This window comes from Streptomyces sp. NPDC107581 (assembly GCF_055657175.1).
Genome location: NZ_JBVKBH010000007.1, coordinates 77,970 through 96,872 on the forward strand (window position 1 = coordinate 77,970; position 18,903 = coordinate 96,872).

Genomic DNA, 18,903 nt, shown 5'->3' on the forward strand with positions numbered 1-18,903 from the left:
ACCATGCGAGCGGAGATAGGAAGGGGGCCACCGTCCTATCCGGGAGAGGCCGTGACCACTGCTGAAGACCTCATCGCCGCCGCAGACGCGCACAGTGCGCCCACCTACCATCCACTGCCCGTGGTCGTGGCCACGGCGGAGGGCGCCTGGATGACGGATGTGGAGGGACGGCGCTATCTGGATCTGCTGGCCGGATACTCGGCGCTCAACTTCGGCCACGGCAACCGGCGGCTGGTGGAGGCGGCCAGGCGGCAGCTGGAGCGGGTGACGCTGACGTCCCGCGCCTTCCACCACGACCGGTTCGCCGCGTTCTGCACCGAGCTGGCCGAGCTGTGCGGCATGGAGATGGTGCTGCCGATGAACACGGGCGTCGAGGCGGTGGAGAGCGCGGTGAAGACGGCCCGGAAGTGGGGGTACCGGGTGAAGGGGGTGCCCTCCGAGATGGCGAAGATCGTGGTCGCGGGCGGCAACTTCCACGGGCGTACGACGACCGTGATCAGCTTCTCCACCGATCCGGAGGCACGGGCGGACTTCGGGCCCTACACGCCGGGGTTCGAGATCGTGCCGTACGGGGATCTCACGGCGATGCGGTCGGCGCTCACCGAGAACACCGTCGCCGTGCTGCTGGAGCCGATCCAGGGCGAGTCGGGGGTGATCGTGCCGCCGGCCGGCTATCTGCCGGGGGTGCGGGAGCTGACCCGTGAGCGGAACGTGCTCTTCGTCGCCGACGAGATCCAGTCGGGTCTCGGCCGGACCGGGCGGACCTTCGCCTGCGAGCACGAGGGGGTCGTCCCGGACGTGTATGTGCTGGGGAAGGCGCTGGGCGGCGGGATCGTGCCGGTGTCGGCGGTGGTGTCGAGCGCGGACGTGCTCGGGGTGTTCCGGCCGGGCGAGCACGGCTCGACGTTCGGCGGGAACCCGCTGGCCTGCGCGGTGGCGCTGGAGGTGATCGCGATGCTGCGCTCGGGCGAGTTCCAGGCGCGGGCGACGGAGCTGGGGGCACGGCTCCACGACGGGCTGCGCGCGCTGCTCGGCACGGGCCGGGTGACGGCGGTGCGCGGGCGCGGGCTGTGGGCCGGGGTGGACATCGCCCCGCGGGTCGGCACCGGGCGGGAGGTGTCGGAGCGGCTGATGGACCGGGGTGTGCTGGTCAAGGACACCCACGGGTTCACCATCCGGATCGCTCCGCCGCTGGTCGTCTCCGAGGAGGATCTGGACTGGGGGCTCGCCCAGCTGAGCGCGGTCCTGGAGGCCTGAGGGGTTCCTGGGGCCTGGGGGGTTTCTGGGGCCTGAGGGGTTCCTGGGGCCTGGGGGGTTTCTGGGCCCGAGGGGTTTCCTGAACGCCCGAAAGGTTCCCCCAGGGCCTGAAGGCCTGGCCGGCTAGAGGATCACGTGCGGCAGGAAGCGGGCGTACTCGTCGGTGATCAGGCCGGAGGACTCGCGGATGCCGAGGCCGGCGGGCTCGTCCTGGACGACCCAGGCGCCGAGGACGACGTGGTTGCCGTCGAAGGCGGGCAGCGGGGCGAGCTGCTGGTAGCAGCAGGGCTCGTCCCGCAGGACCGCGGGCGCGCCGGGCTCGTGGACGGTCACGCCCGCGCCCTCGCGGCCCAGCAGGGGCTTGGCGACGTAGCCGCCCGCCTCGGCCAGCTCGCGCGGGCCGTCCAGGTAGGCGGGGAGCAGGTTGGGGTGGCCGGGGTACAGCTCCCAGAGGATCGCGAGGAGGGCCTTGTTGCTCAGGAGCATCTTCCAGGCCGGTTCGATCCACAGGGTGCTGCCGGTGCCGCCGCCGTTGTCGAGGGTGTCGAGGACGTGTCCGGCGAAGAGGTCGGAGGTGAGCCACTCCCAGGGGTAGAGCTTGAAGATGCTGCGGATGAACCGGAGCCGGTTGTCGACGAACCGGCCGGAGAGGGTGTCCCAGCCGATCTCCTCCATGGAGATCCAGTCCGTGTCGAGGCCGGCCTGCTCGGCGGTCTCCTTCAGATAGGCGACCGTCATCAGGTCCTCGCCGAGTTCGTCGGCGCTGGAGTGCGCGAAGTGCAGGGGGCTGCCCGGCGGGAGCAGCTTCGCCTGTACCCGCCAGGCGTCCACGAGGCGTTCGTGCAGGGAGTTCCACTGGTCGGCGCCGGGGAAGCGCTCCTCCATCCAGAACCACTGGGGGGAGGCGGCCTCGACCAGGGAGGTCGGGGTGTCCGCGTTGTACTCCAGCAGCTTGGCCGGGCCCGTGCCGTCGTAGCGCAGGTCGAACCGGCCGTAGACGGCCGGCAGTTCGGCGCGGCGGTGCCAGGCCTCGGTGACGGCCCCGGCGATGCGCGGGTCGGTGATGCCGAGGTCGGCGAGGCGGTTCTCCGCCACGATGTGCCCGGCGGCCGCCAGGCACATCCGGTGCAGTTCCTCGACGGTCTCTTCCAGCCTCTCGATCTCGTCGAGGCTGAAGGCGTAGTAGGCGCTCTCGTCCCAGTAGGGGCGCAGTTCGCCGTCGGGGTGGCGGGTCAGGGGGTAGACGAGCCCCTGTGCCTCGACGGTCTGCTGCCAGCCGGGGCGCGGAGTGGTCGTACGGCGTTCCATGATCGGCTCCTTGGGTTCAGCCGCCGGAGCTGCCGTGGCCGCCGCCGAAGCCGCCGCGGTGGACCCCGCTGTGGTGGCCGCCGCCGCTCGACGAGTAGCCGGAACCGGAGCCGGATCCCTTGCTCGGCCTGGTGAAGGAGCCGCTGTCGACCCAGGAGCCCTTCTTCTTGCCGCCGTAGTACCAGGCGCCGTTCACGGAGGCCTTCGTCGTCCCGCAGTTCTTGTCGGAGACGACCTTGTAGCCCTTGGCGAGCTGGTAGCTGTTGCGGTCGACGCAGCGCTTGTCCGGGGCGGAGGACGAGCAGGCGGTCAGGGCGGTGGCCAGCAGGCCCATCCCGCCCAGGAGGACGGTTCCGGAGCGAAGTCGTCGGCGTGCGGTGTCCATGCTGGTGTCTCCCCCGTTGGCTGCCCGTTGAACGCCCGTCGGTCGGGCCCGTTTTCGGCCGCCAGCCTAGAGACCGGCGGGAACGGGCACCGAGGGGGGTGGCCGGATCGCGCCTACCCTAGAGTCACTTCGTGCTCTTTGGAATGGTGTGTGCCCTGGCCGCGGCGGTCTGCTTCGGTACGGCGACGGTGTTGCAGGCGGTCGCCGCGCGGGAAGCCGGTACGGGCGGAGGCGGCGAGGCCGCGCTGCTGCTGCGGGCGCTCAGGCAGTGGCGTTATCTGGCGGGACTGGCACTGGACGGACTCGGCTTCCTGTTCCAGATCGCGGCGCTGCGCTCGATCCCGATCTACGCGGTCGGCGCGGCCCTGGCGTCGAGTCTGGCGGTGACGGCGGTGGTCGCGGCGCGCCTGCTGCGGGTGCGGCTGACGGGCACGGAGTGGGGCGCGGTCGGCGTGGTGTGCGCCGGTCTCGCGATGCTGGCGCTGGCGTCCGGCCCGGAGGGGAACCAGGACGGTTCGGACGCCCTGAAGTGGGCGATGCTCGCGACGGCGCTCTGCATGCTGGCGCTCGCCCCGCTGGGCGGGCGGCTGTCCGGCCGCATGCGGGCACTGGTGCTGGGGCTCGGGGCCGGTTTCGGGTTCGGGGTGGTGGAGGTGTCGGTCCGCCTGATCGACTCGCTGCGGCCGGCCGATCTGTTCACCAACCCGGCGGCCTACGCCCTCCTGATCGGCGGCGGCGCCGCCTTCATCCTGCTGACCTCCGCCCTGCAGCGCGGCTCGGTGACGACGGCGACGGCCGGCCTGGTGCTCGGCGAGACGATCGGCCCGGCCGCGGTCGGGGTGATCTGGCTCGGCGACCGCACCCGCGAGGGCCTGGCCTGGCTGGCGGTACTGGGGTTCGCGGTGGCGGTGGTGGGGGCACTGGCGCTGGCACGGTTCGGGGAGGCGCCGGCCACGGAGGAAACACCGGCGACGGAAGAAGGCTGAGGGCGCCGCGACGACGCACGACCCCGGCGGCGCAGGGCTCGCCCCGTCGCCCCCGGCCACCCTGCGCGAAAACGTCTCCTCTTGGGCAGGGTGCGGTAGCTGATCGATGCCTGTCCCGCGAGGAGTTGCCGTGCCCCGTTCCGATGCCCCGGCCGCCACGGAGATCCGCGTGGCGGACAAGGAGGCCGGGCCCTACGGCATCACGGCCGGCCCCGACGGTGCCGAGTTCGCCCTCCCCGTCGCGGGCGGCTGCGGTGGCACCCCAGCGGGTGGGCCGGATCGACCGCAGGCCGCTTGGGCAGGAGTGCCGCGAATTGGTCCCGGAGCGGGTCGGTTCGCCATGGTGGAGGGACGGGTGGTGCAGGGAACGGCTCCGCATGCACCGGAAGAGGGTCACGCGCCTTCGCGGAGCACCGTGCTGATCAGCTCGTGCTGGTCCTCGGTGAGGTGCGGGTCCGCGAGGTGGACCGTGCGATCGTCGACCGTGATCTCGTAGTGGAAGCCGTCGGGGACACCGCGGGCGGGGGAGTCGTGGCCCGGGGCGAGGGCGTGGTGGGCCAGGGCCTCGAGGTGCGTGACGTCGGGCCGGCCGGACGTGTCCAGTTCGGCCCGACGCTCGATACCGGCGAACCCGCCGGTACGGGTGATGGCGATCCGCATGCCGCCATTGTCGCCCGGTACGGGCCGGGTTACGAGATGGGGACCCCCACCTGGGCCCAGGCCTTGAGCACCGCCTTGGTCTCGTCGCCCTCGCCGAACAGGCTCCGGGCCGTGGCCGCGGTCTGCCGGGCGAACGTGGCGAAGTCGGCGTCGGAGGCCAGGTTGCCGCCGGTCAGCGTCTCGTACCAGATCTTGCCCGCGCGTTCCCACGCAAAGCCGCCGAGGGCGGAGGCGAGGAGGTAGAAGGCGTGGTTGGGGATGCCGGAGTTGATGTGGACGCCGCCGTTGTCGCGCGGGGTTTCGACGAAGTCGTTCATGGTGGCGGGCTGGGGGTCCTTGCCCAGTTGGAAGTCGTCGTAGGCGGTTCCGGGAGCCTTCATGGAGCGCAGGGCGATGCCGTCGATGGTGGGGCCGAGCAGGCCCGCGCCGATCAGCCAGTCGGCCTGGTCGGTGGTCTGGCCGAGGGAGTACTGCTTGATCAGCGAGCCGAAGACGTCCGAGACCGACTCGTTGAGGGCGCCGGACTGGCCGTAGTACTCCAGGTTGGCCGTGTACTGGGTGACCCCGTGGGTCAGTTCGTGGCCGATGACCTCGATGCAGATGGTGAAGTCGAGGAAGGCAATGCCGTCCCCGTCGCCGAAGATCATCTGGTCGCCGTTCCAGAAGGCGTTGTCGTACTCCATGCCGTAGTGCACGGTGGCGTTCAGCGGCAGACCGGTGCCGTCGACGGAGCGGCGTCCGTAGGCCTTGAGGTAGAAGTCGAAGGTGGCGCCGAGCGCGCTGTAGGCGCGGTTGACCGCGGCGTCCTTGCCGGGGGCGGCACCCTCGGTGTGGACCTTGCCGCCGGGCAGGGTCGTCAGGTGATGGGCGTCGTAGATCGTGCGGTTCGGGCTGTCCGAGGCGGCGGCAGGGGTGGTCGGAGCCAGGCCGCGGGCGGCGACGACCCGGCGCTGGGTGCGGAGGGCACCGTCGTGCTCGAGGGTGCGGCGCGCGGGCTCGTGGTACCGGGGATCCTCGGACTCCGCGAGCCTGTCGAGGATGTGCGGGGGAATGATCGTGCGGAAGAACGGTTCAGCCGATGCGTTCATGTCGTGCTATGTGGCACTGGGCACCGGGGCTGACACTCCTTCGTGCGGCGATTAATGAGATCGAGTGGTTGATCTCCGTTTGGGTGGCGGAACCTCCGCATCCCGCAGTCTGATAGGGGCCGGCGCGAGCGCACGGGTGTCGGGGTGAGAAGGCGCCGATCAGGGCGAGCCGGCGATGGCACATCGAGCGCACCCACGCCTGGCAGAACGCCTTCCACCGGCTCGCCTGAAGCTATGAGCGCCGCGCCGCCGTCATCGACGCCTTCTTCGGCCTCGTCGATACGCTCGTCACCGTCCGTAGCCTGCTCCGCAGGGCGTGGACGACCCACCGCTGGGACGGACGTCCGAACCGCCGCCCGTGAGCACACCCCTGTCTGCGCGACCTCATTCGCCGATGCAGACCCTGAAGGTGTCACCGCCGAGGATGTCGTCCAAGCGACGAAGGCGGACGGTCCGCTCTCGCAGCCGCTTCTCGCAGCCGCTGCGGAAGATCGCTTCCGGTCCGGCGCCCGACGGCCGGCCGGGTGAGGGCAGGCAGCCCCGCCGCAAGGCTGCCGCCCGCCGAGACGGGAGGGTTCGCACGGGTGGCCCCAAGCCTCCGGACAACGCCATCACCCCCCGGCTCCGTCATCGCTTACGAGCCTGCCGCCATCATGCCGACACATTCGTCGAGCGCCGCATGCAACGGCGGTACGAGGGCGGCGAGTTCGGCGTCCGACGCCTCCCCCGCCTCCAGTACGGCGCCGACGACCGCCACCAGGACGGCGGCGGCCTCCAGGGCATGCGCGTCGGCCAGCGCCTCCAGGAACCCGCCGGGGCGCGCGACCACGAACGCCTCCTTGCCGGTAGCGGGGTCGACGCCGAGGCTGCGGAGGGGTGACGTACTCATACGGCGGCCTCCCACGGGGCGTAGTAGCGCCGTGCTTGTTCGTCACGCTCGCGTTCCCAGACGACGACGTAGGGCCGGACCAGCGGTAGGGCGTCGGCGGCGATGACGTCCGTCGGGTACGGCCGCGTCCTGCGCACGGGGGTGAGCCGGAACGCGGACTGGCGGGCAATGAGGGGCGGCGGCGTGGCGGCGCGGTGGGCTCCGCGCGGCGGCAGGAAAAGGCTCAGCATCGCGGCCAGTAGGCTGCGCACAGGTCGACTCCTATTCAGTCGGCTGAGGCCCCGGTGAGGAAGTAGCCGCTTCCCGTCGGGGCCGTTCTGCTTGCGAAACCAACATACCGTGGATAACCGCGGATAACCACGGATGCGCAGAATGCCATGGTCACCCACGCTGAGGCTCATGGAGCTTGACCGCACGCGCCCCCTCTGGCGTCAGATTGCCGCGGAGATCATCCGACGCATCAAGAACGGCACGTATCCGCCGGGAAGCCGCGTGCCGTCCACGCTCGAAATCGCCCAGGAGTTCGGCGTGGTGAACGCGACAGCCGCGAAGGCCATGCGGCATGTACGGGAGCAGGGCTGGACGCGGGGCGAAGTCGGACTGGGGACCTTTGTGGCCGACCCCCTACCGCCCTCCCCCGAAACCCCCGCCTAGCCGGAGCTCCGTTCACGGCAACACCCTGCACAACGCCTCCAGGGCCCCCGTCCACGCGCTGTCCGACGGTGTTCCGTAGCCGACGACCAGTGCGTCCAGGGGCTCGGCGACAGCCTCCTCGTGGCGGTGGAAGGCGAGGCCGTGCAGGGCCAGGCCCTGCCAGGTGGCGGCCTGGATCACCGACTGCTCGGTGCCGGGCGGCAGCCTCAGCACCGCGTGCAGGCCGGCCGCGATCCCGGTCACCTCGATGCGGGGGCCGTCGGGGGCGCGGTCGGCGACGGCCGCGGCGAGGGCGTCACGGCGGCGCCGGTAGCGCAGCCGGGCCGAGCGGACGTGGCGGTCGTACGCCCCGGAGGTGAGGAACTCGGCCAGGGTCAGCTGATCCAGTACCCCGACGGTGTCGATGCGGCCCTTGACCGCGGTGGCCTCCTCCGCCAGGGCCGGCGGCAGCACCATCCAGCCCAGTCTGAGGCCGGGGGCGAGGGACTTGCTGGCGGTGCCGAGGTACACGACCCGGTCGGGGTCGAGGCCCTGCAGCGCGCCGACGGGCTGGCGGTCGTAGCGGAACTCGCCGTCGTAGTCGTCCTCCAGGACCAGCCCGCCGGTGCGCCGCGCCCAGTCCACGACGGCGGCCCGCCGGTCGGGGTGCAGCGGCGTGCCCATCGGGAACTGGTGGGCGGGGGTGAGCAGGACCGCCCCCTGCTCGTCCAGGGGACCCGGGTCCGTGCCCAGGTCGTCGTAGGGCAGCGCGGAGGTGACGAGGCCCGCGTCCCGCAGCAGGCCCCAGTGCACGTCGAGGCCGTACGACTCCACCGCGACCGACCGCACCCCGCGTGAGCGCAGCAGCGTGCCGAGGATGCGCAGCGCGTGTGAGAAGCCCGCGGTGATCACGACCGTCTCGGGGTCGGTGCGGACGCCCCGGGCGCGGGCCAGGTAGCCGGCGAGGGCGGTGCGCAGTTCGGGACGGCCGCGTGGATCGCCGTAGCCGAAGGCGTGCGAGGGTGCGACGGACAGGGCGCGGCGGGCGGCCTTGAGCCACTCGATGCGGGGGAAGGACGCGAGGTCGGGGGAGCCGGGGATCAGGCTGTGGACGGGCTCGCCCGGCTCGCGGCGCCGGGGTGCCGAGGCCGCGGGCGGGGCCACGACCCGGTCCGCGACCCGGGTGCCGGAGCCCTGGCGGGCGGTGAGCCAGCCCTCGGCGACCAGGTCGGCGTAGGCCTCGGCGACGGTGTTGCGGGCGATGCCCAGGTCGGCCGCGAGGGAGCGGGAGGAGGGCAGCCGGGTGCCCGGGACCAGGCGGCCGCTGCGTACGGCCTCCCGCAGTGCGTCGGTCAGGCCCCGGCGCAGCCCGCCGGAGCCGGCCGGTTCCAGGTGCAGGTCGACACCCAGAGTGGCCCATGAATTCACCATGGAAATGGACCATACTCCTGGGCTGCCTCACTCCTAGGGTCGAGGACATGAACACTGCACAGGACACCACCGCACAGGACACCGTCGAGTACGCCCCCGAGCTCGCCCCGCGACTGGAGTGGGCCAAGCACGCGCCCGAGGTCTACCGGGCGATGATCCGCCTGGAGACCGCGGCCAGGAACGGCCTGGACCCGAAGCTGTACGAGCTGGTGAAGATCCGCGCCTCGCAGCTCAACCACTGCGCCTTCTGCCTCGACATGCACACCAAGGACGCGCTCGCGGCCGGCGAGAGCGTGGAACGGATCGTCCAGCTCAGCGCGTGGGAGGAGTCGCGGCACTTCTACACGCAGAAGGAGCTGGCGGCGATCGAGCTGACCGAGGCGGTCACCGTGCTGACCGACGGCTTCGTGCCGGACGAGGTCTACGAGAAGGCCGCCGAGCAGTTCGAGGAGGCCGAGCTGTCGCAACTGATCGCCGCGATCACGGTGATCAACGCCTGGAACCGGTTCGGCGTGACGACCCGGATGGCCCCGGGGCACTACACCCCGGGGCAGTACAAGTGAGCCGGACCCGGCTGCTGGACCCGGCGGTCGGCAGGGCGATGTCCGCACTCGGCGCGGCCGCCAAGAAGGGGCTCGGCGATCCGGTCCTCGCCGAGCTGGTCATGATCCGTGCCTCGCAGCTCAACCACTGCGCCTTCTGTCTCGACATGCACCTGCGGGTGGCCCGGGAGAACGGGGAGTCGGAGGACCGCCTCCAGCTCCTCGGCGCCTGGGAGGAGACCGAGGACCTCTACAGCGAGCGGGAGCGGGCCGCGCTGGCCCTGACCGAGGCGGTCACCGTGCTGACCGACGGCTTCGTGCCCGACGAGGTCCACGACACCGCCGCCAAGCACTTTCCCGAGGCCGAACTCGCCCACCTCATCGGTCTCGTCACCGTCATCAACGGCTGGAACCGCCTGATGGTCAGCCGCCGTGTCCCGCCGGGGGGTTACCAGCCGTGAGCAACGTGGACGTGTTCCGGACGCTGCATCTCAAGCGCGGCCAGGGCGACCCGCTGGTCCTTCCCGGCCCCTGGGACGCGGCGAGCGCCCGGGTGTTCGCCGAGGCCGGGTTCCCGGCGCTGGCCACCCCGAGCGCGGGCGTCGCCGCCGCTCTCGGGTACGCGGACGGCGAGACCCCGGCGGACGAGATGTTCGCCGCGGTGGCCCGGATCGCGCGGGCGGTGGACGTGCCGGTGTCGGCGGACGTCGAGGGCGGCTACGGGCTCGCGCCGAAGGAGCTGGTGGAGCGGCTGCTGGAGGCCGGCGTCGTCGGCTGCAACCTGGAGGACTCGGCGGGGGGTGTCCTCAAGGACCCGCGGGAGCAGGCCGAGTTCCTCGCCGAGGTGCGCTCGGCCGCCGCGGACCGGCTGTTCGTCAACGCCCGCGTCGACACCTTCGTCCACGGCGACGGCGACCCCGAACGGGCCGTCGAGCGCGCGGCGTTGTACGTGGCCGCGGGCGCGGACTGCGTGTACCCGATCCTCGCCCCGGCGGGCCTGCTGCCCCTGCTGCGGTCCGGGATCCGGGGCCCGCTGAACATGCTGGCCCGGCTGGACGGCGAGGGCCCCTCGCCCGCCGCGCTCGGCGAACTCGGGGCCACCCGCATCACGTTCGGGCCGGGACTCCAGCGGCGGGCCGCGGCCGCGCTGCGGGAGATCGCCGACGGGCTCCGCCAGGTCCCGCCGGCGTAGTCCCGCCGCGGAACGGAGTCCGGGATCTGCGGCGTCGGGGCGTCGGTGGTTGTCACGACGGGAAACTGCGGTGGTTCACGGTTGTCCGATCATCCTGTTGTCGGCGGATCGGGGCGTCGATCACACTCGCGGCCATGAGGCTTCTTCGGCACATTGCATGGTGTTCCGGTCTGGCTGCGGTCGCGGTCGCCGCGCTGAACACTCCGGTGTCGGCGGCCGCGACCGCCACCGCGACCGATCTCGGCACCCTCCCCGGGGGGACGCAGAGCGCGGCCACCGGGATCAACGGGTCGGGGCTCACCGTCGGCTGGGCCCGGCTTTCGGCCGACGCCACCCATGCGACGTCATGGGATGCACACGGCACGATCGTCCGGCTGCCCCGCCTTGGCGGCAGCACCGAAAGCGAGGCGCTGGCGGTCAACGACAGTGGTGTCGTCGTGGGCGATGCGAGCGGTACCCACGGCCGGGTGCCGGTGCGCTGGAACCCCGACGGAACGGTCACCGACCTCGGGGCCCCGCCCGGCGGCAAGGGCGGCATGGCGCGGGCCGTCAGCGGCACCGGTGTCGTGGCCGGCGAGACCTACGACGCGACCAGCGGCCGCACGAAGGCCGCACGCTGGAACCCCGACGGCAGCAGGAACGTCCTGCCCGCGCTGCCCGGCGACACGCAGGCGTGGGCCGTGGGAGTCAACGATTCCGGTGTGGCGGTCGGGGTCTCTCTCGCCGGCAACGGCCGTATGCACGCGGTGCGGTGGAGCGCGGACGGCACGGTGCAGGAGCTGCCTTCGCTGCCCGGTGACACCGCCGGCCGCGCCAACGCGATCAACGACAGCGGTGAGATCGTCGGCATGTCCGGCCTCAGCAGTCCGATGGGGCCCGTCCGGAGGACCCCGGTGCGGTGGAACGCCGACGGGACGGTGTCCGCGCTCGCGGAACTCACCGGCGACGACGGCGGCGAGGCCGAGGCCGTCAACGACCTCGGGGTCATCGCCGGGGAATCGATGCACGGTGCGACGAACCCGCGTGCCGTGCGGTGGAGTTCCGACGGCACCGTGAGCCACCTCGGCGCGCCCGCCGGCAGCACCGGCGTGTGCGTGCCGGCCTCGGTCGACGCGAGCGGCACCACCGTAGGAGAGTGCAGCGTCGACGATCCCGGGGACGCCACCCTCTACCACGCCGTCCGCTGGAGCTGACCGCGGTCCGCCTCGCGGTGGACGGGTCCGGTCGCCCACCGCGAGGTCAACGGCAGGCTCACCGGGCACGCCGCGCCGAGCGCTCCGAGCAGGGCAAGCGCGCCGAGCACGCGGAGACCGGCGCGGCAGCCCCGCGCTCAGCCCTGCCCGGTGCCGGCCTGCGGATCCCGGCTCAGGACAGCCACTGCTTCCACACGGAGGGGTGGCTGTCCACCCACTTCTTCGCCGCGTCCTGCGGCGAGAGCTTCTGGTCGGCGATCAGCAGCGAGACCTCGTTCTGGTCCTCGGTGGTCCACTTGAACTTCTTCAGGAAGGCCGCCGCCCTGCCGCCGGACTTCGCGAAGCCGGCGTTGAGGTACTTCTGCAGCGGAGTGTGCGGGTAGGCGCAGACGATCTTGGCCGCGTCCGCGTCGCAGCCCTCCTTGTACGGCGGCAGCTTCACCTCCGTCATGGGGACCTTCTTGAACAGCCACTGCGGCGAGTACCAGTACGTCAGGAAGGGCTTCTTCTCCTTGGCGAACTGCCTCATCTGCGTGATCTGCGCCGCCTCGGAACCGGCGAAGACGACCTGGTAGTCCAGCTTCAGGTTCTTCACCAGCGCCTTGTCGTTGGTGACGTAGGACGGGGAGCCGTCCATCAGCTGGCCCTTGCCGCCGCTCTCCGGGGTACGGAAGAGCGAGGCGTACTTGTTCAGGTTCCGCCAGTCGGTGATGTCCGGGTGCTGCTTGACCAGGTACGTCGGCACGAACCAGCCGATGTGCCCGGTCACCCCGAGGTCGCCGCCGTGCGCGATGGTCCTCTTGTCGGTGACGTACCGCTTCTCCTGGTCGGGGTGGCCCCAGTCCTCCAGGATCGCGTCGACCCGGCCCTGGCTGAGCGCGTCCCAGGCCGGCACCTCGTCGACCTGGACGGTGTCGACGCGGTAGCCCAGCTTGTGTTCCAGGAGGTACTGGGCGACGGCCACGTTGGACTGGGCGCCGACCCAGGACTGCACGGACAGGGTGACCGTCTTCGAGCCCTGGGTGTTCGCGAACGGCGAGGCCTGCTTGGTCATGTCGGCGGCGCCGCAGCCGGTCAGCAGCGCGAGCGAGCCCGTGAGAGCGGTCGCGGCCACGGCAGTCGTACGGATGCGCATGTCAGGCTCCTTCCCTCGCGCGGCGTTCGGTCGGCTGGGTCACCCGGTCCAGCATCAGGCCCAGGCAGACGATGGCCGCACCGGCGACCAGACCGGTCGCCAGGTCGCCCTGGGCGAGGCCGAAGGCGACGTTGTAGCCGAGGGCACCGCCGCCGACCAGGCCGCCGATGATGACGACGGCGAGGACCAGGACCACGCCCTGGTTGGCGGCGAGCAGCAACGACCGCCTGGCGAGCGGGAGCTGGACCTGCCACAGCTGCTGGCGGCCGGTCGCGCCGAGCGAGCGCGCCGACTCCAGCGCGGCCGCGTCGACCTGGCGCAGGCCCTGCGCGGTGATCCGCACGACGGCCGGGAGGGCGTAGACGACGGACGCGGCGACGGCGGGGGCACGGCCGACCCCGAACAGGGCGACGACCGGGATCAGGTACACGAACTGCGGCATGGTCTGGAAGACGTCCAGGACCGGGCGCAGCGCCCGTTCGAAGCGGTCGCTGCGGGCGGCCGCGATGCCGGTGGCGAAGCCGAGGACGAGGGTGACGGCGACGGCGGCGAGCACCTGCGAGAGCGTGTCGAGGGACGGCTCCCACACCCCGAGGACGCCGATCGCGGCCATCGCGAGGACGGCGGTCAGCGCGGTGCGCCAGGTGCCGATCACCCAGGCCAGCGCGGCGACGAGGAGCAGTACCGACCACCAGGGCAGCCACTGCAGGCCGCTGCGGACCGGGTCCAGGATCCAGGTGGTGAAGTGGCCCGCCCATTCGGCGGTGCCGCCGACGACCGGGACGCCGGAGTAGAGGTGGTCGACCATCCAGTCCTTGGCGGTGTTGACCGGCCCGGTGATGTCCAGGGTGGCGCCGGACGGCCAGTCGAGGGCGCCGAGCAGCCGGGCGGCCAGCGCGAGCGCCACGGTGACCGCGAGGGCGTAGAGGGCGTAGAGGGTGCCGGTCGTGCGGGGGCGGTCGGTCGCGTCGGTGCCGTCCCCGGCCGCCGCGGTGACGCGGTCCAGGACGACGGCCAGCAGCACGATCGGGATGCCGGCCGCGAGGGCGGCGCCCACGTCGACGGAGGCGAGCGCCTGGTAGACGCGGTCGCCGAGGCCGCCGGCGCCGATGACCGAGGCGATCACGGCCATGGACAGCGCCATCATGATCGTCTGGTTGAGACCGAGCAGGAGTTCCCTGCGGGCCAGCGGGATGCGGGCGGTCAGCAGCCGCTGCCGGGGGGTGGTGCCGAGCGACTCCACGGCCTCCAGGACCTCGGGGTCGGCGCCGCGCAGGCCGAGTGCGGTGAGGCGGGCCATCGGCGGGGCGGCGTAGACGACGGTGGCGAGGACGGCCGCGGGGACTCCGATGCCGAAGACCAGGACCACGGGGAGGAGGTACGCGAACGCCGGGAGCACCTGCATGGTGTCCAGCACCGGGCGCAGGGCGCGGTTCAGACGGTCGGAGAGGCCGGCGGCGAGGCCCAGTACGGCGCCCACGGCCACGGAGGCGAGGACGGCGACGACCATCAGCGCGAGGGTCTGCATGGTCGGCGTCCACATGCCGAGCGCGCCGCAGGCCAGGAAGGCGACCGCGGTGCCGGCGGCCAGGCGGACACCGGCGACCCGCCAGGCGACGAGGGCACCGAAGACGGTGACGCCCGTCCAGCCCGCGGCGAGCAGGGTGAGGTAGACGGCGCGTACGGCGAGGACGACCGCGTTGCTGATGTAGCCGAAGAAGTAGAGGAACAGGGGGTGGCTGTCGCGGTTGTCGATCACCCAGTTGCTGGCGTCGGCGAGGGGCTTGGAGACGTCGACGGTCAGCGCGTGCGGCCAGGCACCGCCGCCCCAGTGGGCGTTGAGCGGGGGCACGAGGACCGCGGCGGCGAGCGCGAGCAGGAGGAGCTTGGCCACCGCCCGGTTCTTCAGGACGGGGGCCTTGTGGAGGGCGGGGACGGTGAGGGTGGCCATCAGACGTCCTCCGGGCTGGTGCGGGGGCGCGGCAGGGCGGAGTCGGTGTCCGCGTCCACACCCGCCACCACGCCCAGCAGCTGCTCGTGGCCGACCACGCCGACGCACCTGCCCCGGTCCATCACCCGGGCCGGAGCACCCGCGCGGGCCACTGCCTCGATGGCCTCCGCCACCGGGGCGTCCGGGGCGACCGCGGGGCCGGCGCCCGCTTCCTCCGGGGACGCCGGGCGCATGGCGGTGCGGCAGGTGACGACCTGTTCGCGCGGGACGTCGCGGACGAACTCGCGGACGTAGTCGTCGGCCGGGGAGGAGACGATCTCCTCGGGGGTGCCGAGCTGGACGACACGGCCGTCGCGCATCAGGGCGATGCGGTCGCCGAGCTTCAGGGCCTCGGCGAGGTCGTGGGTGATGAAGACCATCGTGCGGCCCTCCTCGCGGTGCAGGCGGGCCACCTCGTCCTGCATGTCGCGCCGGATGAGCGGGTCGAGGGCGCTGAACGGCTCGTCGAACAGGAGGACCTCGGGGTCGACGGCGAGCGCGCGGGCGAGTCCGACGCGCTGGCGCTGGCCGCCGGAGAGCTGGCCGGGGCGGCGCTTCTCCATGCCTTCCAGGCCGACCTTGGTGACGAACTCGGCGGCCCGCTCACGCCGTTCGGCCTTGCCGACGCCCTGGATCTCCAGGCCGTAGGCCACGTTGTCCAGGACCGTGCGGTGCGGGAGCAGGCCGAAGTGCTGGAAGACCATCGCGGCACGGTGGCGGCGCAGTTCGCGCAGGCGGCCCTGGTCCATGGCGCGCACGTCCTCGCCGTCGATGGCGATGCTGCCCGCCGTCGGCTCGATCAGCCGGGTCAGACAGCGCACGAGGGTGGACTTGCCGGAGCCGGACAGGCCCATCACCACGAAGACCTCGCCCCTGCGCACGTCGAAGGAGACGTCCCGGACGGCGGCCGTGCAGCCGGTGCGGGAACGCAGGTCGGCGGGGTCCAGCGTGCTGAGTTCCGGGTCGGCCGGGACGCGGTCGGCCTTCGGGCCGAACACCTTCCACAGGCCGTCGACGGAGAAGACGGGGGTGTCGTCGGTGGTGGGGGGCTTGCGGGTGGGAACAGTGAGCGTCATCGCGCATCACCTCCGATCAGGTCGACGGCCCTCTCCCCGACCATGAGCACCCCGATCATCGGGTTGACGGCGGGCATGGTCGGGAAGACGGAGGCGTCGGCGATGCGGATGCCGTCGAGGCCGCGGATCCTCAGTTCCGGGTCGACCACGGCGAGCCGGTCGTCGGCGGCGCCCATCCTGCAGGTGCCGGCGGGGTGGTAGACGGTGTGCGCGACCTTGCGGGCGTACTCGCTCAGCTCGGCGTCGCCCAGGATCTCCGGGCCCGGGCAGACCTCGCGCTTGAGCCAGCCCGCGAGCGGCTCGGCCTTGGCTATCTCGCGGGCGATACGGATGCCGTCGACCAGGGTCCGGGCGTCGTAGTCGTCCTCGTCGGTGAAGTAACGGAAGTCCAGCGCGGGCTTCACGGACGGGTCGGCGCTGGTCAGGTACAGCCGGCCGCGGCTCTTCGGCTTGGGGATGTTCGGAGTCATGGAGACGCCGAACTCCGGCCGCTCGTAGCCGAGGCGCTCCGGGTTGTCCGTGAACGGGATCTGGTAGAAGTGGAACATCAGGTCCGGGCCCGCGTGTTCGGGGTCCCGGCGCACGAACAGGCCCGCGTCGGAGTCCATCGCGGAGTTCTCCGGGATCGGTCCGTCGGTCTCCCAGACGATCACCGACTCGGGGTGGTCGAGCAGGTTCTCGCCGACGCCCGGCAGATCGTGCACGACGGGGATGCCGAGCGCCTCCAGGTCCTGGCGGGGGCCGATGCCCGAGTGCATCAGGAGGCGGGGCGAGTCGACGGCGCCCGCACACAGCACGACCTCGTTGCGGGCCCGGATCAGCACTTCTTCGCCGTCCTTGGTGCGCACGTGGACGCCCTCGGCGCGGGTGCCGTTCAGCTCCAGCCGGTGCGCCCAGGTCTCCAGGAGGATGCGGAGGTTGGGGCGCTCGTCCATCACCGGGTGCAGATACGCCACCGAGGCGGAGGACCGCTTGTTGTTCTCGGGGTGGTAGGCGAGGTCGAAGAAGCCGACGCCCTCGGTGAACGGCTTGCGGTTGAAACCCTCGACGCGGGGAACCCCGAGGGCCGACTGGGCCGCGTCCACGAAGTCGCGGGCGATCGCGTTCCGGTCCTTCTCGTCGACGGAGACGATGTTGTTGAGGAGACGCGCGAAGTAGGCCTCCATGGGGACGGCGCCCCAGCCCTTGGCGCCGGCGTCCTCCCACTCGTCCCAGTCGGACGGCAGCGGCTTGAAGGAGATGAGGGTGTTGTGCGAGGAGCAGCCGCCGAGGACCCGGGCCCGGCTGTGCCGGATGTGGGAGTTGCCGCGGGGCTGTTCGGTGGTCGGGTAGTCGTAGTCGAGTTCGCCGCCGAGCAGGCCCATCCAGCGGCGCAGGGTCAGCACGTCGTCGCGGCCGACGTCGCTGGGGCCGCCCTCGATGACGGCCACGGTGACGTCCGGGTTCTCGGTGAGGCGGGAGGCGATGACGGATCCCGCGGTGCCGCCGCCGATGACGACGTAGTCGTAGGTGTGCGTGTTCTCGGACGGGGGGTGGGGCAGAGGGTGGGACATGGGGTGTTACTCCAGGTGGGGGGTCGGCCGGGGGTGGGTCGGCGGCTCAGCCTGCGAACCAGCGCACCGGCTTCGGCGCCAGGTTCTGGTACACGTGCTTGGTCTCGCGGTACTCGGCGAGCCCGGCCGGCCCCAGCTCGCGGCCCGTGCCGCTCCTGCCGAAGCCGCCCCACTCCGCCTGCGGCAGATAGGGGTGGAAGTCGTTGATCCAGACGGTGCCGTGGCGCAGCCGCCCCGCCACCCGCCGGGCGCGGCCGGCGTCGGTGGTCCAGACGGCGCCGGCAAGGCCGTACTCGGTGTCGTTGGCGAGGAGCACCGCCTCCTCCTCCGTGCGGAAGGTCTCGACGGTGAGGACCGGCCCGAAGACCTCCTCGCGGACGACCTTCATCTCGCGGTGGCAGTGGTCCAGGACGGTCGGCTCGTAGAAGTAGCCGGACTCGGGCCGCTCGGCGGCGGGCGAGGGCCGCTTGCCGCCGCAGCGCAGCACCGCGCCCTCGGCCAGCGCGGAGGCGACGTACGCCTCGACCTTGGCGCGCTGCTGCGCGGAGACCAGCGGGCCGCACTCGACGCCGTCCTCGGTGCCCCGGCCGAGCCTGATCTTCTCGGCGCGGCGGGCGAGTTCGGTGACGAAGCGGTCCCGGACGGACTCCTCGACGATGAGGCGGGCGCCGGCCGAGCAGACCTGGCCGCTGTGGATGAACGCGGCGTTGAGGGCCTGGTCGACGGCCGTGTCGAAGCCCTCTTCGGTGGCGCAGGCGTCGGCGAAGACCACGTTGGGGTTCTTGCCGCCGAGTTCGAGGGCGACCTTCTTGACCGTGGGAGCGGCGGCCTGGGCGACCTTGGTGCCGCTGACCAGGCCGCCGGTGAAGGAGACCAGGTCGACGCCGGGGTGTTCGGCGAAGCGGGCGCCGACGGTGTGACCGGGTCCGGTGACGAGGTTGGCGACGCCCGCGGGCAGGCCGGCCTCGGCGAGCAGGCCGATCAGCGCGACGGTCGTCATCGGCGTGATCTCGCTGGGCTTGATGACGAAGGTGTTGCCGGCCGCGAGTGCCGGGGCGATCTTCCAGCTGGCCTGGAGCAGCGGGTAGTTCCAGGGCGTGATCAGCGCACAGACGCCGACCGGCTCGTGCACGACGACGCTGTGGATGTCGGGCGAACCCGCGTCGACCACCCGGCCGGGGGCCTCGGCGGCGACCAGGTCGGCGAAGTAGCGGAAGGCGTCGGCCACGCAGTCGATGTCGACGCGGCCCTCCTCGGCCGTCTTGCCCGCGTCCCGGGCCTCCAGCAGGCCGAGTTCCTCGCGGTCGCGTACGAGGAGGCCGGCGACGCGGCGCAGCAGGGCGGCGCGTTCGGCGACGGGGGTGCCGGGCCAGGGGCCGCGGTCGAACGCCTGCCGGGCCGCGGTCACCGCCCGCTCCGCGTCCTTCTCGTCACCCTCGGCGACCACGGCGAACGGCCGGGCGTCCGCGGGGTCGAGGATCTCGCGCGTCGCGCCGGAGATCGCTTCCAGCCACTCGCCTCCCGCGTGGATGGTCGCCTGGGCCTGTCGTTCCGTTCTGTCCGCCATGATCGGTATTGCCTTCCG

At 72.2% G+C, this 18,903-nt stretch carries 19 protein-coding genes and 1 pseudogene; 8 read left to right on the forward strand and 12 right to left on the reverse strand.

The features are described from left to right. Positions 1–3 precede the first annotated feature (3 nt). Complete coding sequence (rocD, locus tag ACZ7P3_RS19215; protein ID WP_472083137.1) at positions 4–1,257, forward strand: ornithine--oxo-acid transaminase; 1,254 nt, start codon at positions 4–6, stop codon at positions 1,255–1,257. A gap of 123 nt (positions 1,258–1,380) precedes the next feature. On the opposite strand, the gene ACZ7P3_RS19220 is transcribed toward rocD, so the two are convergent. After that, entirely contained in the window at positions 1,381–2,565 is a 1,185-nt protein-coding gene (locus tag ACZ7P3_RS19220; protein WP_472083139.1) for a glutathionylspermidine synthase family protein, read from the reverse strand. 16 nt (positions 2,566–2,581) lie between these two features. Beyond that, positions 2,582–2,950, reverse strand: coding sequence for a hypothetical protein (locus ACZ7P3_RS19225; RefSeq protein WP_472083141.1), 369 nt, complete (start codon positions 2,948–2,950; stop codon positions 2,582–2,584). Between the two features lie 143 nt (positions 2,951–3,093). On the opposite strand from ACZ7P3_RS19225, the gene ACZ7P3_RS19230 reads away from it, so the two are divergent. Then, complete coding sequence (locus ACZ7P3_RS19230; protein WP_472083872.1) at positions 3,094–3,936, forward strand: DMT family transporter; 843 nt, start codon at positions 3,094–3,096, stop codon at positions 3,934–3,936. Between the two features lie 393 nt (positions 3,937–4,329). On the opposite strand, the gene ACZ7P3_RS19235 is transcribed toward ACZ7P3_RS19230, so the two are convergent. Then, a complete protein-coding gene (locus tag ACZ7P3_RS19235) occupies positions 4,330–4,596 on the reverse strand; it encodes a protealysin inhibitor emfourin (protein WP_472083143.1) in 267 nt (88 codons plus the stop codon). Between the two features lie 29 nt (positions 4,597–4,625). Further along, positions 4,626–5,684 (reverse strand): M4 family metallopeptidase, encoded by a 1,059-nt coding sequence (locus ACZ7P3_RS19240; protein ID WP_472083145.1) that lies wholly within the window; start codon positions 5,682–5,684, stop codon positions 4,626–4,628. 96 nt (positions 5,685–5,780) lie between these two features. On the opposite strand from ACZ7P3_RS19240, the pseudogene ACZ7P3_RS19245 reads away from it, so the two are divergent. Continuing rightward, a pseudogene (locus ACZ7P3_RS19245) lies at positions 5,781–6,046 on the forward strand (IS5/IS1182 family transposase); the annotation flags it as partial. 272 nt (positions 6,047–6,318) lie between these two features. Here ACZ7P3_RS19245 and ACZ7P3_RS19250 read toward each other — a convergent pair. Together ACZ7P3_RS19250 and ACZ7P3_RS19255 are read right to left on the reverse strand one after the other, a co-directional pair. After that, complete coding sequence (locus tag ACZ7P3_RS19250) at positions 6,319–6,573, reverse strand: hypothetical protein (protein WP_472083147.1); 255 nt, start codon at positions 6,571–6,573, stop codon at positions 6,319–6,321. Next, positions 6,570–6,824 carry a hypothetical protein gene (locus tag ACZ7P3_RS19255; RefSeq protein WP_472083149.1) on the reverse strand — a complete coding sequence of 85 codons (255 nt, stop codon included), beginning with the start codon at positions 6,822–6,824 and terminating at the stop codon, positions 6,570–6,572. Before ACZ7P3_RS19255 ends, ACZ7P3_RS19250 begins: the two co-directional genes overlap by 4 nt. Before the next feature lie 148 nt (positions 6,825–6,972). On the opposite strand from ACZ7P3_RS19255, the gene ACZ7P3_RS19260 reads away from it, so the two are divergent. Next, the gene (locus ACZ7P3_RS19260) at positions 6,973–7,227 is read left to right on the forward strand and encodes a GntR family transcriptional regulator (RefSeq protein WP_472083151.1); all 255 of its coding nucleotides are present in this window, start codon (positions 6,973–6,975) and stop codon (positions 7,225–7,227) included. A gap of 12 nt (positions 7,228–7,239) precedes the next feature. Here the strand turns inward: ACZ7P3_RS19260 and pdxR are convergent, their stop codons facing one another. After that, positions 7,240–8,637, reverse strand: coding sequence for a MocR-like pyridoxine biosynthesis transcription factor PdxR (gene pdxR, locus ACZ7P3_RS19265; protein ID WP_472083153.1), 1,398 nt, complete (start codon positions 8,635–8,637; stop codon positions 7,240–7,242). Positions 8,638–8,684: 47 nt separating this feature from the next. Between pdxR and ACZ7P3_RS19270 the strand changes: the two genes are divergently transcribed. From ACZ7P3_RS19270 to ACZ7P3_RS19285, 4 genes are all read left to right on the forward strand, one after another. Continuing rightward, on the forward strand, positions 8,685–9,200 hold the full coding sequence (locus ACZ7P3_RS19270) for a carboxymuconolactone decarboxylase family protein (protein WP_472083155.1): 516 nt from the start codon (positions 8,685–8,687) through the stop codon (positions 9,198–9,200). Next, a complete protein-coding gene (locus tag ACZ7P3_RS19275) occupies positions 9,197–9,640 on the forward strand; it encodes a carboxymuconolactone decarboxylase family protein (RefSeq protein ID WP_472083157.1) in 444 nt (147 codons plus the stop codon). The genes ACZ7P3_RS19270 and ACZ7P3_RS19275 overlap by 4 nt, the downstream gene beginning before the upstream one ends. Next, complete coding sequence (locus ACZ7P3_RS19280) at positions 9,637–10,371, forward strand: isocitrate lyase/PEP mutase family protein (protein WP_472083159.1); 735 nt, start codon at positions 9,637–9,639, stop codon at positions 10,369–10,371. Before ACZ7P3_RS19275 ends, ACZ7P3_RS19280 begins: the two co-directional genes overlap by 4 nt. 134 nt (positions 10,372–10,505) lie before the next feature. Next, positions 10,506–11,564, forward strand: a complete 1,059-nt coding sequence (locus tag ACZ7P3_RS19285) for a hypothetical protein (RefSeq protein WP_472083161.1) — start codon at positions 10,506–10,508, stop codon at positions 11,562–11,564. A gap of 172 nt (positions 11,565–11,736) precedes the next feature. Here the strand turns inward: ACZ7P3_RS19285 and ACZ7P3_RS19290 are convergent, their stop codons facing one another. The 5 genes from ACZ7P3_RS19290 to ACZ7P3_RS19310 are packed head-to-tail and all read right to left on the reverse strand — an operon-like array spanning position 11,737 to position 18,885. After that, positions 11,737–12,699, reverse strand: coding sequence for an ABC transporter substrate-binding protein (locus tag ACZ7P3_RS19290; RefSeq protein WP_472083163.1), 963 nt, complete (start codon positions 12,697–12,699; stop codon positions 11,737–11,739). Position 12,700: 1 nt separating this feature from the next. Next, positions 12,701–14,650 carry an ABC transporter permease gene (locus ACZ7P3_RS19295; protein ID WP_472083165.1) on the reverse strand — a complete coding sequence of 650 codons (1,950 nt, stop codon included), beginning with the start codon at positions 14,648–14,650 and terminating at the stop codon, positions 12,701–12,703. Continuing rightward, positions 14,650–15,765: a quaternary amine ABC transporter ATP-binding protein gene (locus tag ACZ7P3_RS19300; protein WP_472083167.1), complete on the reverse strand. Its 1,116-nt coding sequence runs from the start codon at positions 15,763–15,765 to the stop codon at positions 14,650–14,652. The genes ACZ7P3_RS19295 and ACZ7P3_RS19300 overlap by 1 nt, the downstream gene beginning before the upstream one ends. Further along, entirely contained in the window at positions 15,762–17,318 is a 1,557-nt protein-coding gene (locus tag ACZ7P3_RS19305) for a GMC family oxidoreductase (protein ID WP_472083169.1), read from the reverse strand. Before ACZ7P3_RS19305 ends, ACZ7P3_RS19300 begins: the two co-directional genes overlap by 4 nt. A 46-nt stretch (positions 17,319–17,364) precedes the next feature. Beyond that, positions 17,365–18,885 (reverse strand): aldehyde dehydrogenase family protein, encoded by a 1,521-nt coding sequence (locus ACZ7P3_RS19310; protein ID WP_472083171.1) that lies wholly within the window; start codon positions 18,883–18,885, stop codon positions 17,365–17,367. Positions 18,886–18,903: the final 18 nt, after the last annotated feature.